Genomic DNA, 16,533 nt, shown 5'->3' on the forward strand with positions numbered 1-16,533 from the left:
TTCGGCGCCCTTTTCCGCGCTCACGAATCATTGGCGGCCGAGGGCGGCGGCGGCTCCTCGGCGAAGACGACCCCTCCCCTTCCGCCGCGCTTCATCCGATAGAGCGCCGCATCTGCGCGCGTGACGAGCTGCTCGAGCGTCAGCCCGTCGCGGGGCGCGAGCGCGACGCCGATGCTCACGCCGATCTGAATGCTGCGGCCCTCGATCTCATAGGGCGCGCCGAGGACACGGACGATGCGGCGCGCCAGCAGCAGCGCCTCGTCCGGGTGGCGGACGCCGATCTGGACGATGACGAACTCGTCGCCGCCGAGCCGCGCCGCCGTATCCTCCCGCCGCACCATGGTCAGCAGGCGCGCAGTGACGGCGCAGAGCAGGAGATCGCCGGTCAGATGGCCATAGGCGTCGTTGACGGCCTTGAAGCGGTCGAGGTCCAGGCAATGAATCGCCAGATATTCATTCGGCCCGAGGCGCGTCGAAGCCTCGTCGAAACGCTCGCGCAGCTCGACGCGATTGGCGAGGCCGGTCAAATCGTCACGCCGCGCCATTTTGGCGAAATCGAGCTTGGAGATGATCTGCCGGCGCGTCGTTGCATGCGTCTCGGCCGCCCAAAGGAGACCGACGACGGCGAAGGCGGAAAGAAGCAGCGCCTGCAGGACGAAGCCCAAGAGAATGTGGATGTCGGTCGCCTCCGTCGCGCGAACGACGAGGCCGATGACCGTCGGCGTCGCCGACAGGGCGAGGCCGACCGCGCAAAGACGGGGACGGAAGGCGACATTGGACACGACGCCGCCGGCGAAGACGAAGGCGAGGCCCGAGGTCAGCATCGGCACCAGCGACGATTCCGGGGGATGCGCCATCATGAGCGCGCGCGCATTGATCGCGCCGAGCAGAGCCGCGAAAGAGAAGAGGCCGATGGCGTAGCGGCGCTCCCACCCCCTCGCCTCATCGGCGAGAATCGTCGCCTGCGCTGCGCGCCTCTGATAGGCGAGAACCAGGAAAACGCTCGCAATGTCGACGGCGATGCCGGCGAGCGTAAGAGCGAGGAGCAATGCATCCTGCTTGCGCGAGGCGAGCAGCAGGCCGACGCAGGCGAGCGCTATGCCCATGAAGGCCACCGGCATGACCGGCCGCGCCACCATGTCGACCAGCTCGACGTAAGCGGCGTCCGGCAGCGGCGCCGATTTTCGAGACGTATGTCCTAGCCGACGCCACATGCTCACCCCAACGCGGTCTCATCTATGTCTGGCGGCTCGCATTTCCAGCTCGGCCGCACGGGGCGGGCGGCGTCTTGATTTCCCATGAGACGACGCATATAGATATCTTTATATCTAATCAGCGAAGCCCATGGCCGACGCCAAATGACCGATGTGAGGCGACCTCTTCTTCTCGAACCCGCGCTCGCCGCGCTCAATGCGGCGGGCGAGGAGACGCGTCTGCGCCTGCTCGGCCTGCTGGCCGAGACGGAACTGACGGTTAGCGAGGCCGTGGCCATTCTCGGCCAGTCGCAGCCGCGCGTGTCCCGCCATTTGAAGCTGCTGGTGGAGGCCGGCCTGGTGGAGCGCCGCCGCGAAGGGGCCTGGGCATTCTTCCGCCTCGCCTCCGCCGACGCGCCCGGCGAGATCGCCCGCAGCGTCGTCTCCTGGCTCGATCCGCTGGACCCGCGCGTCGCCGGCGACCGCGCCCGCCTCGCCGAGGTGCGGCAGGCCCGCGCCGACGCCGCCGCCCGCTATTTCGCCGAGCATGCGCCCGAATGGGACGCCATACGCTCGCTGCATGTGCCGGAGGCGCAGGTGGAGGCCGCCATGCGCGAGGCGGTGGGCGAAGCGCCGCTGCGCCGCCTGCTCGATCTCGGCGCCGGCGCCGGCCGCATGCTGGAATTGTTCGCCCCGCAGGCGGAGCAGGCCATAGGCGTCGATCTCTCCTCCGCAATGCTCGGCGTCGCGCGCGGACGGCTGGAAAAAGCCGGCGCGCGCAATGTGCAGCTGCGCCAGGGCGACATGTATGCGCTGCCGATCGAGCGAAACAGCTGCGATCTGGTCATCGTGCATCAGGTTCTGCACTATCTCGACGATCCCGGCCGCGCGCTGCGCGAGGCCGCGCGCACGCTCGCGCCCGGCGGCCGTCTGCTGGTCGTCGATTTCGCGCCGCATCGCGAGGAGACCTTGCGCGACGAGCATGCGCATCGCCGCCTCGGCTTCTCGCAGCAGGAGGTCACGACGCTGCTGGAGCAGGCCGGGCTGGAGATTCTGCGCCATCGCGATCTCGCGCCTTCCGCCGACGACGGCGCGAAGCTCACCGTATCCCTGTGGCTGGCGCGCGATCCTCGCGTCATCGCCGATCCTTTGCCCAAAGCCAGCTTCGAGACCGCATGATGTCCGACAATCGCAGCCTGTGGCCTCCGGGCCATTTCGATATTTCTTACGAATTCTTCCCGCCGAAGACGCCGGAGATGGAGGCGCAGCTGTGGGAGTCGATCGCGCGGCTCGCGCCTTTGAAGCCCAAATTCGTCTCCGTCACTTACGGCGCCGGCGGCTCCACGCGCGAGCGCACGCATAACATCGTCGCGCGCCTCGCCGCCGAGACCGACATACTGCCCGCCGCGCATCTCACCTGTGTCTCCGCCGCGCGCGCGGAGATCGACGAGATCGTGCGCGACTATTGGAACGCCGGCGTCCGCCATATCGTCGCGCTGCGCGGCGATCCGCCGACCGGCGTCGGCACGCGATTCGAGCCGCATCCAGAGGGCTATCGCAGCTCCACCGAGCTGGTGCGCGGCATTCGCGCCATCGGCGATTTCGAGATTTCCGTCTCCACCTATCCCGAAGGCCACCCCGAGAGCCGCACGATCGACGACGATCTCGATGCGCTCGAGGCCAAGATCGACGCCGGCGCGACGCGCGCCATCACGCAGTTCTTCTTCGAGAACGACATCTATTTTCGCTTTCTCGACAAGGCGCGCGCGCGGGGAATCACGATCCCGATCGTGCCCGGCATCATGCCGGTGCAGAACTTCAAGCAGACGGCGAATTTCGCGCGCAAGGCGGGCGCGAGCGTGCCCGATTGGCTCGCGCATCGCTTCGAGGGATTGGACGACGATCCCGTCACGCGCCGTCTCATCGCCGCAGCGGTCGCCGCCGAGCAGGTGCTGGGCCTCGCCGAGAACGGCGTGAGAGAATTCCACTTCTACACCAATAATCGCGCCGATCTCGTCTTCGCGATCTGTCATCTTCTGGGCGTGCGCCCCGTCACCGAGAAAGCCGCAGCATGAGTTTCGACAAGACCCACGGACCGAAGATTCAGGCGGCGCTGGAGAAGGCGGCGAGCGAGCGCATTCTGGTGCTCGACGGCGCCATGGGCACGATGATCCAGCGCCACAAATTCACCGAGGACGATTTCCGCGGCGATCGTTTCAAGGATCATGCGAAGGATTTGCGCGGCGACAATGATCTGCTGACGCTGACGCAGCCGGCGGCGATCAAGGCGATTCATCGCGCCTATCTCGAGGCCGGCGCCGACATTATCGAGACCAATACTTTCTCCTGCACCTCTATCGCGCAGGCCGATTACGGGCTCGAGCATATCGTCTATGAGCTCAATTACGAAGGCGCGCGCCTCGCCCGCGCGGCGGCCGACGAGGTGGCGCGCGAGACCGGCGTGCCGCGCTTCGTCGCCGGCTCCATGGGGCCGACCAATCGCACCGCCTCCATCTCGCCGGACGTCTCCAATCCCGGCTTTCGCGCCGTCACTTTCGACGATCTGCGCGCCGCCTATCTCGAGGAGGCGCTCGGCCTGCTGGAGGGCGGCGCCGATATTCTCCTGATCGAAACGATCTTCGACACGCTGAACGCCAAAGCGGCGATCTATGCGGTGGAGGATGCTTTCGAGAAAGTCGGCACGCGCTTTCCGGTGATGATCTCCGGCACCATCACCGATCTCTCCGGCCGCACTCTCTCCGGCCAGACGGCCGCCGCCTTCTGGAACTCGATTGCGCACGCGAAGCCTTTCTCCATCGGCTTCAATTGCGCGCTCGGCGCGCGCGAGATGCGCCAGCATATCGCGGAAGTCTCGCGCATCGCCGACACGCGCATCTGCGCCTTCCCCAACGCCGGCCTGCCCAATGAATTCGGCCTCTATGACGAGAGCCCGGAATATATGGCCGAGCTGGTCGGCGAATTCGCCAAATCCGGCCTCGTCAATGTCGTCGGCGGCTGCTGCGGCACGACGCCGCCGCATATCGCCGCCATCGCCGGCGCCGTGAAAGGCGTCGCGCCGCGCGCTGTTCCGACGATCGCGCCGCTGCTGCGCCTCGCCGGCCTCGAGCCTTTCACGCTGACCAAGGACATTCCCTTCGTCAATGTCGGCGAGCGCACCAATGTCACCGGCTCGGCGAAGTTCCGCAAGCTCATCACCGCCGGCGATTACGCCGCGGCGCTGGATGTGGCGCGCGATCAGGTCGCCAATGGCGCGCAGGTCATCGACGTCAATATGGACGAAGGTCTGCTCGACTCGAAAAAGGCGATGGTCGAATTCTTGAATCTCCTCGCCGCCGAGCCGGACATCGCCCGCGTGCCGGTGATGGTGGATTCGTCGAAATTCGAGGTGATCGAGGCCGGCCTGCAATGTCTGCAAGGCAAGGGCGTCGTCAACTCCATCTCGCTGAAGGAAGGCGAGGAGAAATTCATCGAGGCGGCGACCAAGGTGAAGCGCTATGGCGCCGCCGTCGTCGTCATGGCCTTCGACGAGGCGGGACAGGCCGACACTTTCGCGCGCAAGGTGGAAATCTCCGGCCGCGCCTATAAGATTCTCACACAGGAAGTGGGTTTCGCGCCGCAGGACATCATCTTCGATCCCAATATTTTCGCGGTCGCGACCGGCATCGACGAGCACTGCAATTACGGCGTCGACTTCATCGACGCCGCGCGCGCGATCAAGACGACGCTGCCGCACGCCCATGTGTCGGGCGGCGTGTCCAATCTGTCCTTCTCCTTCCGCGGCAATGAGCCGGTGCGCGAGGCGATGCACTCCGTCTTCCTCTATCACGCCATTGCGGCGGGGATGGATATGGGCATCGTCAACGCCGGCCAGCTCGCCGTCTATGAGAAGATCGACCCCGAGCTGCGCGAGGCCTGCGAGGATGTGGTGCTGAACCGCCGCCCCGATGCGACAGAGCGTCTCGTCGAGATGGCCGAGCGCTTCAAAGGCGCAGGCGCGAAGGCGGCGGAGAAGGACGCCGCTTGGCGCGAAGCGAGCGTCGAGAAGCGTTTGGAATATGCGCTGGTCAATGGCGTCGCCGATTATATCGAGCAGGATGTGGAAGAGGCGCGTCTCTCGAGCACGCGCCCGCTCGATGTGATCGAAGGTCCGCTGATGGCCGGCATGAATGTCGTCGGCGATCTCTTCGGCCAGGGCAAAATGTTCCTGCCGCAAGTGGTGAAATCGGCGCGCGTGATGAAGCAGGCCGTCGCGCATCTCCTGCCTTACATGGAGGCGAATAAGGAGAGCCGCTCCTCGGCCGGCAAGATTCTTCTCGCGACCGTCAAGGGCGACGTCCACGACATCGGCAAGAATATCGTCGGCGTCGTGCTCGGCTGCAATAATTTCGAGATCATCGATCTCGGCGTGATGGTTCCGACCGCCAAGATTCTCGAGACGGCGAAGGCCGAGAATGTCGATATCATCGGCCTCTCCGGCCTCATCACGCCCTCGCTCGACGAAATGTGCTTCGTCGCCTCCGAGCTGGAACGCGAAGGATTCGACGCGCCGCTGCTCATCGGCGGCGCCACGACGAGCCGCGTGCATACGGCGGTGAAGATCAGCCCCAATTACACCAAGGGCCAGGCGGTCTATGTGACCGACGCCTCGCGCGCCGTGGGCGTCGCGCAAGCGCTGATGTCGCAATCGTCTCGCGCGGACTATGTCGCCAAGACGCGTGAGGAATATGAGAAGGTCGCCGACGCTCATGCGCGCGCGCAGGCCGACAAGCAGCGCGTCTCGCTCGCTTCCGCCCGCGCCAATGCGCTGAAGATCGATTGGGCCGCCTATGCGCCGCCCAAGCCGACATTCCTCGGCGCGCGCGTCTTCGCTTCCTATGACGTGGCGGAGCTGGTTCCCTATATCGATTGGACGCCCTTCTTCCAGACATGGGAATTCAAGGGCCGCTATCCCGCTCTGCTCGACGATCCCGAGCGCGGGCCGGCGGCGCGGCAATTGCTCGAGGATGCGCAGGCGATGCTGACGCGCATCGTGGAAGAGCGCTGGTTCAATCCCAAGGCCGTCATCGGCTTCTGGCCCGCCAACGCCGTGGGCGACGATATCGCGCTCTATACGGGCGAGGGCCGCGTCGAAAGACAAGCGACGCTGCACACGCTGCGCCAGCAGCTCACGCGTCGCGACGGCAAGCCCAATGTCGCGCTCGCCGATTTCGTCGCGCCGGAGGGCTCCGGCAAGGCGGATTACATCGGCGCCTTCGTCGTCACCGCCGGCGCGCAGGAGGCGAAGATTTCCGAGCGCTTCGCCCGCGCCAATGACGATTATGGGGCGATCATGGTGAAGGCGCTGGCCGATCGTCTCGCCGAGGCCTTCGCCGAGCGCATGCATGCGCGCGTGCGCCGCGAGTTCTGGGCCTATGCGGCGGATGAGACGCTGACGCCGGAGCAGCTGATCGGCGAGGATTATCGCGGCATTCGCCCGGCGCCGGGCTATCCGGCGCAGCCCGACCATACGGAGAAGGCGACGCTCTTCGATCTGCTGGAGGCGACGAAGCGCACCGGCGTCACGCTGACGGAGAGCTTCGCCATGACGCCGGCCTCATCGGTCAGCGGCCTCTATTTCGCGCATCCGCAGGCGCATTATTTCGGCGTCGCCAAAGTGGAGCGCGATCAGGTGGAGGATTACGCCGCGCGCAAGGGCGTCTCCGTGGCCGAGATCGAGCGCTGGCTCGCCCCCGTGCTCAACTATGAGACGCGCGTGGCCGAGCCGGCGGAGTGAGTCTTCCTTCTCCCGCTTGCGGGAGAAGGTGGCCTCGCCATAGGGCGTCCATAAGGACGCCCGTCTCGAGAGACGGGCTATTGCGAGGTCGGATGAGGGCCCCTCGACCTCTCGCGGCCCCTCGTCATCACCGTTCGGTCATTCCACGCAGACGGCCGGCCCTCATCCGACCCTCGCTGACGCGAGGGCCGCCTTCTCCCGCCCGCGGGAGAAGGAAGGCCGCGCCCTCAGCCGCCGAGCGCCGCCTTCACCGCGGCGCTCGCCTTGCCGAAATCGATGCGGCCCGTGTATTTCGCCTTGAGCGCGGCGACGACCTTGCCCATATCCTTGATCGAGGCGGCGCCGGTCTCGGCGATGGCGGCCTTTATCGCCTCGGCGACCTCGGCCTCGCCGAGCTGCTGGGGCAGATATTCCGTGATCACGGCGATCTCGGCGCGCTCCTTCTCGGCCAGCTCCGGGCGGCCGCCCTTCTCGTAGATTTCCACCGATTCCTGGCGGCTCTTCACCATTTTCTGCAGCAGAGCGAGAATATCGTCGTCGCCCAGCGTCTTGCCCGTGGCGCGCGCCTCTATGTCGCGATCCTTGAGCCCCGCGGTGATCATGCGGATCGTCTCGACCTTCTGCTTTTCGCCGCTCTTCATCGCCGCCTTGAGGTCGGCCGTGAAACGTTCGCGCATTGTATTTCCACTTCGCAGTGAAATGTTCTAGACGTGCTTGCGATCCGAAGGGATCGCGGCAATCTAGATTTTTCGAGGGATGGCGGGCGCCCGATGGCGGCGCGCCGGCGGATGAGGGTGAGGCATAGAGCGCGGATGAGCCCGGATCAAGACGAAGCGACGGGTTGGACCGTTCCGGTCCACACGGGGGTTCTGGTTCTCGCCAGCGGCGAGGCGATTTTCGGGTTCGGCTTCGGCGCCGTCGGCTCGGCCGTCGGCGAGGTCTGCTTCAACACCGCCATGACCGGCTATCAGGAAATCCTCACCGATCCTTCCTACGCCGGGCAGATCGTCACCTTCACCTTCCCCCATATCGGCAATGTCGGCGTCAATGACGAGGATGTCGAGACCGTCGATCTCGAGAACCGCGCAGGCGCGCGCGGCGTGATCGTCGCGGCGCCGTCGAGCGATCCGTCCAATTATCGCGCGCTGCGGCCGCTCGGCGAATGGCTCGCCGCCCGCGGGATCATCGGCCTCTGCGGCATAGACACGCGCGCGCTGACGGCGCTGATCCGCGAGAAGGGCATGCAGAACGCCGTCATCGCCTTCGCGCCGGATGGCGTGTTCGACCTCGCCGCGCTGCGCGCCGAGGCCGCCGCCTGGCCGGGCATAGACGGAATGGACCTCGTGCCCTCCGTCACCGCGCCCGCGCGCTATGAGTGGGACGAGACCGTCTGGCGGCAGGCCACGGGCTATGGCAAGCGCGACGGGAAGAAGTTCCGCGTCGTCGCCGTGGATTATGGCGTGAAGCGCAATATTCTGCGGCTGCTGGCGGAGGCCGGCTGCGAGGTGATCGTGGTGCCGGCCACGACCAGCGCCAAGGATATTCTCGCGCTCTCGCCCGATGGCGTGTTTCTCTCCAACGGGCCGGGCGATCCGGCCGAGACCGGCAAATACGCCGTGCCGACCATTCGCGAGCTATTGGCGGCGAAGGTTCCCACCTTCGGCATATGCCTCGGCCATCAGATGATGGCGCTCGCCGTCGGCGCGAAGACCAAGAAAATGCCGCAGGGCCATCATGGCGCCAATCATCCGGTGAAGGATTTCACCACCGGCAAGGTGGAGATCGTCTCGATGAATCACGGCTTCGCCGTGGATCGCGACAGCCTGCCGGCCAATGTCGCCGAGACGCATCGCTCGCTGTTCGACGGCTCCAATTGCGGCATTGCGCTGGCCGACCGCCCGGCCTTCTCCGTGCAGCACCACCCCGAGGCCTCCCCCGGCCCGCAGGACAGCCATTATCTCTTCGCGCGCTTTGTGGATATGATGGAGAAGGCGCGGGCGTGAGCCGCGCGCCGAGCCTGACTCACGCGAACCAATCGACGGGGAACGGGCCGCCCGCGCAATATTGCCGTTCGGCCCAGTCGCGAAAGGCGGGCTCCTCATGCGGACGCAAATAGACCGCAATGAGAGCTTCCCCATTGTCCGGCAGCGCGACCACGAAGCGGCCCTTGCGCAAATGCGCGACGAGAGCGCTCATGGCTTCGAAGAAAGGCGTGAGATCGGGCCGTTTCTCGTCGCTGATTTCGATAATGCCGGAATGTCCGTCCGCCAGAACGACATGGCCGATGAGCTGATCCTGTAGATGCGACTCCGTCACCGACTGAATGACGAAATCGCCGCACGCCAAGGATTCGAGCTCGCCCACATGCTGCGGCAAATATTCTCCGGGCGCGTGCTCGTCGACGATGCAAATCTCCATAGCGTTTTCGAAAATCGAAAAGCTATGCGCTTCGAGTAGATCGCTCAGCTGCTCGTCGTCCAAGCTCGATAGGCGCGGCAATATCTCGCCTATATCGTCTAAGCCATCGAATGCAGCTGCTTCGCCGGCCAGAGACCACAGCATCAGAAGGTCGAACGCGTTGGTTCCGTCTCTCGCCGCGCCGGAAATATAATTCGCGAATTTGTCGCCGTCGTAGAAGTCGGCGAAACTCGTCATGAACCGAGTGACGATCAGCTCTCGATCGAGATCGGGGCGTATCCGCAGGCCCGCCGCCTCGAGCCGCCGCAGCGATTCTCGTACGAATTGCTTGTTTGACTCCCTCGACAAGAGCGCGAGCGCCGTAGCATTCCGCTTCGAGAAAATCGCTTCGGACGAGGCCGCCGCCCGGGCCGGAAAAATGCGTCCGATCAGCTTCGCCCAAATCGACATGACCGAGCCTATTTTCCAAATCTTCCCAAGGAAACGAATAAGGCTCTCGCGCTTCACTTCTGCTTGCGCGACATCGCCTCGTAATAAGCGCGCAAAACGGCGTTCATGCGGGTCAGATGGCCGGCGCCCTGCGCCTTGAACCAGTCGAGCACATCGGCGTCGATGCGCAAATGCACCGACGCTTTGCGCTCGCGCGAGTGAACGCGCGTCGCGCGCGCCCAAAACTCCTCGCCCAATTCACCGGCCTCCGGGGCGTCGGCCCTCGTCCGCGACAGGCCCTTCGCCCGCGCAGACTCAATCTCTGCGAGAGAGAATTTCTTGATAGAAGCGTTCTCTGTCACGGCGATCGGCCTTCTGCGCGCTGATGATGCGGATCGTATCGACACGCATCGTGTAGACCACTCGATAGACGGCGCCATCGACATGTCCGATCGCTATCCAGCGTTCCTCGCCGTAATCTTCACGATCGTCCAGAATTTCAAACGTGTCATTCGCGAACATCGCGGCGGCGTCCAGAAAATCTACGCCATGCTTTCGAAGATTCGACTGACGTTTGGACTCGTCCCACTCGAATTCCATGTCGGTGACGCTCAATTGTGTACACAAAACGTGCTGACATGCAAGCACTCGGTATCGTTGCGGTCAAGCCGCCCCTCACCCGATCGCGATCGCCGACACCAGCCGCCCATAATCCGGCTCCTTGCGATGCACGCTGCGGCGATAGCTGAAACAGCGGGCCTCGTCCGCATAAGTGTCGATGCGCAAATTCTCGAAAGAAGCGACATTCGCCGCCTCGACGCGCCGCGTGATGAAAGCCGGCAGATCGAACATGGAATGCCCATCGCGCATCGAAGGCGTGAAGAAGCGCGTAAAGCCCGCATCCTCGGCGAGGAAACGCTCGACGAATTCCGCGCCCACCTCGTAGCTCTCGCGGCCGATCGCCGGACCGAGCGCGACATGGATATCGGCGCGATGCGCGCCGCGCGTCTCCATCAGAGCGATCGTCGCCTCGATCATGCCGGTCAGCGCGCCCTTCCATCCCGCATGGCAGGCGCCGATGACGCCGGCGCTTGCGTCGGCGAAGAGCAGCATGCCGCAATCGGCGCCGGTGACGCCGAGCGCCAGCCCTTCGACATTGGTGACGAGGCCGTCGCAGCGCGGCCGCTCCGTCTCCGCCCAAGGCTCCGCGACAAAGAGCGCGTCGCGCGAATGAATCTGATAGGGCACGAGCAGACGATGCGCCTCCGCGCCGAGCCGCCGCGCCATGCGCGCGCGATTCTCGGCGACGCGCGCGGCCTCGTCATTGGAGCCGACTCCGCCATTGAGCGAAGCGTAGACGCCCTCCGACACGCCGCCGGCGCGCGTGAAGAAAGCGTGGCGAACGCCTGGCAGAGCGAGATTGCCGGCGCCGAGCGCGTCCAGCGCCTCCATTGTCTCGGTCATTGGAAAAACCCTGGCAGAAGCGGCATGTCGGGATGCGTCACGGCGATGACCTTGAACAATTCGCCCATGTCGCGCTTGGGATCGCCAGCGCCGATGAGACGCGCCAGCGCAATGTCGATCTCGGCGCGCTGCTCTGATGTTGCGCGTTTCTTCAAAGCTTCGGCGCGCTCGACGACGCCGAGCTGTCGCAGAAAGGCGCCCTGCGTCACCAGCCCTTGCACTTTCGCGCCGGCCGCCGTCGCGGCGCGCGCCAGCGCGGCGAAATCGACATGTGTGGTGAGATCGGCCTCGCCCGGCGCCTCCAGCGGATCGACATAGGCGTGGCGCGACACGGCCTGCAATGTCTCGCCCAGCGCCGTCTGCGTATAGCCATAGTCGACGACGAGCAGCACTCCGCCCTGCGCGACGAGACGCGCGGCGATATCGCGCATGATGCGCGCGCCGATCGCGCCGATCTCGATGATCGAGCCTTCCGGCGCGGCGACGGTGAGATCGGCCTCGACGCTTTCGCCGACGCCGAACGCGAGCGCGTCATTCTCGTCCATGCCGACGAGCCGCTCGCTCCAGCCGCGCTCCGTCTGCACGAAATGGCGCACCGGCAGCGCGTCGAAAAACTCATTGGCGATAATGATCGCCGGCCCATCGGGAATGCGCGCGACATCCGCGCTCCAGGAGACTTGCGCCGGCGCATTGGCGAGCGTCTGCCGCTGCCGCGCCTCGAGCACAGGGCTCGTCTCGACGAGATGCACGTCCAGAGCCGCGAGAAAATCCGGCGCGATGCGCGCGACGCGCAGCGCATCCGCCATCAGCGTGCCACGGCCCGGACCGAGCTCGACGAGCCGCAGCGGCGCAGGCGAGCGCGCGGCGCGCCACGCCTCTTGCGCGAACAGGCCGATGAGCTCGCCGAACATTTGGCTGATCTCCGGCGCGGTGATGAAATCGCCGCCGGCACCGAAAGGATCGCGCGTCGTGTAATAGCCTTTGCTGGGATGCGACAGCGCGAGCGTCATGTAACGCTCGAGCGTGATCGGCCCCTCCTGCGCGATGAGCTCGAGGATTTCTTCACGCAAGGCGCTCATGCGGCGACTCTCTGCGGGCGCAGCGCATAGATGATGAGCGCGGCGCCGATCAGCATCATCGGCGCCGAAAGCGCCATGCCCATTGTGAGGCCATTGTCCAAAGCCTCCGACAGCGGATCGGGCTCGCGAAAGAATTCGCTGACGATGCGCGCCGCGCCATAGCCCAGGCCGAAGAGTCCGGTGGCGAGGCCCGGCCGCTTCAACGCGCCCCGCTGCGCCGCGATGGCGAGCAGAATATAGAGCGCGACGCCCTCGAGCCCGGCCTCATAGAGCTGGCTCGGATGGCGCGGCGCATCGCCGGCGCCGGGAAACACCATGGCCCAAGGAACATCGCTCTCGCGGCCCCACATTTCCGGCTTGATGAAATTGGCGAGGCGGCCGAAGAAAATGCCGATCGGCGCGACGGTCGCGCAAATATCGGCGACGGTGAGCGCGAGAATCTTCTCGCGCCATGCGAACAGCGTCATGGCCACGATCGCACCGATCAGCCCGCCGTGAAAAGCCATGCCGCCTTTCCAGGTTTTCACGATCTCTTCGGGATGCGCGAAATAGAAGGCGCGCTCATAGAAGAGCACATGGCCGAGCCGCCCGCCGATGATGACGCCGAGCGCGACATAGACGAGCAGATCGTCGAGGCTCTCGCGCGACGGATGCGCGACCTTTCCCCATAAATGCTCGCGCGAGACGAGCCGGCGCGCATAGAGCCAGCCGAGCGCGAGCCCGGCGATATAGGCGAGCGCATACCAGCGTATGGGCAGCGGTCCGAGCTCGACCAGAACCGGATCGATCATCGGAAAGGGAAGCGCGAGGATTGGCATGACGACTCGTGGTTGCAGCGAATGGCCGCGAGCTTAGCGCGCGATGGCGCGTCTGTCATGACCGCTTCATTTCGGCTCGAATGGCGCAGGACGGCGAAAAGCGCCCTGACGCTCGAGCATCCAGCCCGGATATTCCTTCGCCAGCGCGCTCGCCGCGTCGAGCCGCTCCATATCCTGCGCATCGAGCTGCAGCTTCACAGCTGCGAGATTTTGCTCGAGCTGATCGATGCGCCTCGCGCCGATGATGACAGTGGTGACGAAAGGCTTGGCGAGAACATAGGCGAGCGCGACCTCGGCGACGCTCGCGCCATGCTTCGCGCCGATCTCGCGCATCGCCGCGACGCAAGCCCAGGCGCGATCCTTGTCGACGGGCGGAAAGTCGAAAGAAAGGCGGCGTCCCTCGGCGCCCTCCGGCGCGCCCGGTCCATATTTGCCCGAGAGCAGGCCGCCGGCGAGCGGCGACCACACCATGAGGCCGAGCTTCTCCTCTGTGAGAAGCGGGACGATCTCGCGCTCGAGATCGCGGCCGGCGATGGAATAATAGGCCTGCACCGTCTCGTAACGCGCATAGCCCAGCCGCTCGGAAACGCCGAGCGCCTTGGCGATGCGCCAAGCCTGCCAATTGGAGAGGCCGATGTAGCGCACCAGCCCGCGCGAGACGAGATCGTCCAGCGCGCGCAATGTCTCCTCTATCGGCGTCACCGCATCATTGCCGTGGATTTGATAGAGATCGATGTGATCGGTCTGCAAGCGCTCGAGGCTCGCCTCGACGCTGTCCATTATATGCCCGCGCGAGGCGCCGCGATCATTGGGACCGGCGCCGGACTCGCCATAGAATTTCGTGGCGATGACGACATCCTTGCGCTTCACGCCGAGATCGACGAGCGCTTGCCCCACCATTTTCTCCGAGCGGCCGAAGGAATAGACATCGGCCGTGTCGATGAAATTCACGCCGGCCGCGAAAGCGCGCTCGACGATGCGCGTCGCCGCCTGCTGATCGACGTCGGCGATCGCGCCCCAGATGCCGGCGCCGCCCGCCTCGCCGAACGTCATCGCGCCGAGGCAGATTTCCGAGACAAAGAGGCCTGTGCGGCCGAGCTGATTGTAACGCATCACGCCGCCTTCGCCTGCGCGCCATATTTGCCGTAGAAGCTCTCGCCTTTTTTCGCCATGTCGCGCAGCTCGGCGGGCGCAGCGAAGCGCTCGCCATATTTCTGCGTGAGCGCGTCGCAAATGGCGACGAAGGCCGCCGTTCCGACGCCGTCGATGTAAGACAAAGTGCCGCCGGTGAAGGGCGCGAAGCCGAAGCCGAGAATGGAGCCGACATCCGCCTCACGCGGATCGGTGACGACGCCCTCGAACAATACGCGCGCCGCCTCCACCGCCTGCACGACGAGGAAGCGCTGCTTCAGCTCCTCCACATCGATCGAGTCGGGATCGAGCTTCTCGTCGGCGAGCGCGGACAGACCGGGCCACAGGCTCTTCTTGCCGCTCGCCGGATAATCATAGAAACCCTTGCCGTTCTTGCGGCCGAGGCGTCCCTCCTGCTCCACCATGAAATGCAGCACGCGCTCCTGCGTCGGATCGACGGCGGCCTCGCCGAGATCCTTCTTGGTCGCGAGATGAATCTTCCAGGCGAGATCGAGCGCGATCTCGTCATTGAGCGAGAGCGGGCCGACCGGCATTCCGGCCATGCGCGCGGCGGTCTCGATCATCGCTGGCGGCACGCCTTCGGTGAGCATGATCTGCCCTTCGCGCACGAAATTGAGCACGCAGCGATTGGCGTAGAAGCCGCGTGAATCATTGACGACGATCGGCGTCTTTTTCAGCACGCGCACGAAATCCAGCGCCGTCGCCACGGCGCGGTCATTGGTCTTCTTGCCGCGGATCACTTCGACGAGCAGCATTTTCTCGACCGGCGAGAAGAAATGAATGCCGACGAAATTCTCGGGGCGAAGCGACGTCTCGGCGAGCGAGGTGATGGGCAGAGTGGAGGTGTTGGAGGCGAAGATCACATCCGGCCCCACGACCGCTTGCGCTTTCTTCGTCACTTCCGCCTTCACGCCGCGCTCCTCGAACACGGCCTCGACGATGAGATCGGCGCCGGCGAGCTTCTCATAATCGGGCGTCGCGGTGATGCGCGAAAGCAGCGCTTCCTTGTCCGCCGCCGTGGCGCGGCCGCGCGAGACCTGGCCTGAGATGAGCTTGTCGATCACCGCCTTGCCCTTGTCGGCGCTCTCCTGATCGCGATCGATCAGCACCACTTCTATGCCGGCGAGCGCGCTGACATAAGCGACGCCCGCGCCCATGAAGCCGGCGCCGAGCACGCCGATCTTGGCGAATTTCGCCGGCGGAATGTCCTTCGGCCGATGCGCGCCCTTCTCCAGCTCATTCTTGGAGAGGAAAAGCGAGCGGATCATCGCCGCGGCCTGCTTGGAGCGCAGAATATGCGCGAACCAGCGCGCCTCGACGCGCAAGCCGAGATCGAAGGGCAATTGCAGCCCCTCGAACACGCTGTGCAATATCGCCTTGGCGGCCGGATAATTGTCGAAGGTCTCGCGGCGATAGATGGCGTTGGCGGCCGGCCACACCATCATGCCGCCGGGCGAATAGACGCGGCCGGACGGCGGCTTGAAGCCTTCGACGTCCCAAGGCGCCTTGCCCTTGCCGCCATTGACGATCCATGCGCGCGCCCGCTCGACGATCTCATTCTCCGGCGCGAGCTCGTGAACGAGTCCGGCGGCCTTTGCCTTGGACGCTTTCAATTGCTCGCCCTTGAACAGCAATTGCAGAGCGTCGCCCGTCTGCATCAGCCGCGCGATGCGCTGCGTGCCGCCGGCGCCGGGGAAGAGGCCGACCTTGATTTCCGGCAGGCCGACCTTGGTTTTGTCGGAGTCGGAGAGCACGCGATAATGGCAGGCGAGCGCGAGCTCGAAAGCGCCGCCGAGACAGGCGCCGTGAATGGCGATGGCGAATGGCTTGCCATTGGTCTCGAGCTTGCGATAGAGCAGCGACAATCTGCGCGCGCCTTCGAAGAACTGCTTCATCGCAGCCTCCTCGCCCTGCTCGCGCACGGCCTTCGCGTATTCCACCGCGCTCTTCTGCAGCATGGAGAGATCGGCGCCGCCGGAAAAGGCCGGCTTGCCCGATGCGATCACGCAGCCCTTGATCTCGGCGTTGCTCGCCACCTCGTCGATGACTTTTTCCAATTCGTCCATCACCTCGACGGTGATGACGTTCATCGAGCGTTCGGGGCTGTCCCAAGTGAGCAGAGCGACGCCGTCGGCGCCGGTCTCGAAACGGAAATTGACGAGGTTCATCGGGTCGCTCCCGCAGGC

Annotated in this window: 14 protein-coding genes; 4 read left to right on the forward strand and 10 right to left on the reverse strand. The window is 65.1% G+C overall.

Annotated features, from left to right (window positions below):
- Nucleotides 1-20 precede the first annotated feature (20 nt).
- Entirely contained in the window at nucleotides 21-1,214 is a 1,194-nt protein-coding gene (locus ACT53T_RS19230; RefSeq protein ID WP_400769720.1) for a diguanylate cyclase domain-containing protein, read from the reverse strand.
- Between the two features lie 144 nt (nucleotides 1,215-1,358).
- Here ACT53T_RS19230 and ACT53T_RS19235 point away from each other — a divergent pair, with 144 nt between their 5' ends.
- The 3 genes from ACT53T_RS19235 to metH are packed head-to-tail and all read left to right on the forward strand — an operon-like array spanning nucleotide 1,359 to nucleotide 6,987.
- The gene (locus ACT53T_RS19235; RefSeq protein WP_018266659.1) at nucleotides 1,359-2,372 is read left to right on the forward strand and encodes an ArsR/SmtB family transcription factor; all 1,014 of its coding nucleotides are present in this window, start codon (nucleotides 1,359-1,361) and stop codon (nucleotides 2,370-2,372) included.
- The gene (metF, locus tag ACT53T_RS19240) at nucleotides 2,372-3,268 is read left to right on the forward strand and encodes a methylenetetrahydrofolate reductase [NAD(P)H] (protein ID WP_400770312.1); all 897 of its coding nucleotides are present in this window, start codon (nucleotides 2,372-2,374) and stop codon (nucleotides 3,266-3,268) included. The genes ACT53T_RS19235 and metF overlap by 1 nt, the downstream gene beginning before the upstream one ends.
- Entirely contained in the window at nucleotides 3,265-6,987 is a 3,723-nt protein-coding gene (gene metH, locus ACT53T_RS19245; RefSeq protein WP_476162470.1) for a methionine synthase, read from the forward strand. Before metF ends, metH begins: the two co-directional genes overlap by 4 nt.
- Before the next feature lie 227 nt (nucleotides 6,988-7,214).
- On the opposite strand, the gene ACT53T_RS19250 is transcribed toward metH, so the two are convergent.
- Entirely contained in the window at nucleotides 7,215-7,664 is a 450-nt protein-coding gene (locus tag ACT53T_RS19250) for a GatB/YqeY domain-containing protein (protein WP_024881032.1), read from the reverse strand.
- Nucleotides 7,665-7,799: 135 nt separating this feature from the next.
- On the opposite strand from ACT53T_RS19250, the gene carA reads away from it, so the two are divergent.
- Nucleotides 7,800-8,990, forward strand: a complete 1,191-nt coding sequence (carA, locus tag ACT53T_RS19255) for a glutamine-hydrolyzing carbamoyl-phosphate synthase small subunit (RefSeq protein ID WP_476162471.1) — start codon at nucleotides 7,800-7,802, stop codon at nucleotides 8,988-8,990.
- Nucleotides 8,991-9,009: 19 nt separating this feature from the next.
- Here the strand turns inward: carA and ACT53T_RS19260 are convergent, their stop codons facing one another.
- The 8 genes from ACT53T_RS19260 to ACT53T_RS19295 all read right to left on the reverse strand — a co-directional run bounded on the left by ACT53T_RS19260 (nucleotide 9,010) and on the right by ACT53T_RS19295 (nucleotide 16,515).
- Nucleotides 9,010-9,753: a hypothetical protein gene (locus ACT53T_RS19260; RefSeq protein ID WP_476162472.1), complete on the reverse strand. Its 744-nt coding sequence runs from the start codon at nucleotides 9,751-9,753 to the stop codon at nucleotides 9,010-9,012.
- 155 nt (nucleotides 9,754-9,908) lie between these two features.
- Entirely contained in the window at nucleotides 9,909-10,091 is a 183-nt protein-coding gene (locus ACT53T_RS19265; RefSeq protein WP_400769724.1) for a BrnA antitoxin family protein, read from the reverse strand.
- A gap of 58 nt (nucleotides 10,092-10,149) precedes the next feature.
- On the reverse strand, nucleotides 10,150-10,449 hold the full coding sequence (locus ACT53T_RS19270) for a BrnT family toxin (RefSeq protein ID WP_476162473.1): 300 nt from the start codon (nucleotides 10,447-10,449) through the stop codon (nucleotides 10,150-10,152).
- A 60-nt stretch (nucleotides 10,450-10,509) separates the two neighbouring features.
- Complete coding sequence (gene pgeF, locus ACT53T_RS19275) at nucleotides 10,510-11,298, reverse strand: peptidoglycan editing factor PgeF (protein WP_476162474.1); 789 nt, start codon at nucleotides 11,296-11,298, stop codon at nucleotides 10,510-10,512.
- Nucleotides 11,295-12,377, reverse strand: a complete 1,083-nt coding sequence (locus ACT53T_RS19280; RefSeq protein ID WP_476162475.1) for a class I SAM-dependent methyltransferase — start codon at nucleotides 12,375-12,377, stop codon at nucleotides 11,295-11,297. Before ACT53T_RS19280 ends, pgeF begins: the two co-directional genes overlap by 4 nt.
- Nucleotides 12,374-13,195: a prolipoprotein diacylglyceryl transferase gene (gene lgt / locus ACT53T_RS19285; protein ID WP_400769728.1), complete on the reverse strand. Its 822-nt coding sequence runs from the start codon at nucleotides 13,193-13,195 to the stop codon at nucleotides 12,374-12,376. Before lgt ends, ACT53T_RS19280 begins: the two co-directional genes overlap by 4 nt.
- 66 nt (nucleotides 13,196-13,261) lie before the next feature.
- Complete coding sequence (locus tag ACT53T_RS19290; protein WP_476162476.1) at nucleotides 13,262-14,308, reverse strand: aldo/keto reductase; 1,047 nt, start codon at nucleotides 14,306-14,308, stop codon at nucleotides 13,262-13,264.
- Nucleotides 14,308-16,515 carry a 3-hydroxyacyl-CoA dehydrogenase NAD-binding domain-containing protein gene (locus ACT53T_RS19295; RefSeq protein WP_476162477.1) on the reverse strand — a complete coding sequence of 736 codons (2,208 nt, stop codon included), beginning with the start codon at nucleotides 16,513-16,515 and terminating at the stop codon, nucleotides 14,308-14,310. The genes ACT53T_RS19290 and ACT53T_RS19295 overlap by 1 nt, the downstream gene beginning before the upstream one ends.
- Nucleotides 16,516-16,533 lie beyond the last annotated feature (18 nt).

Source organism: Methylosinus sp. DMC45, assembly GCF_056313885.1.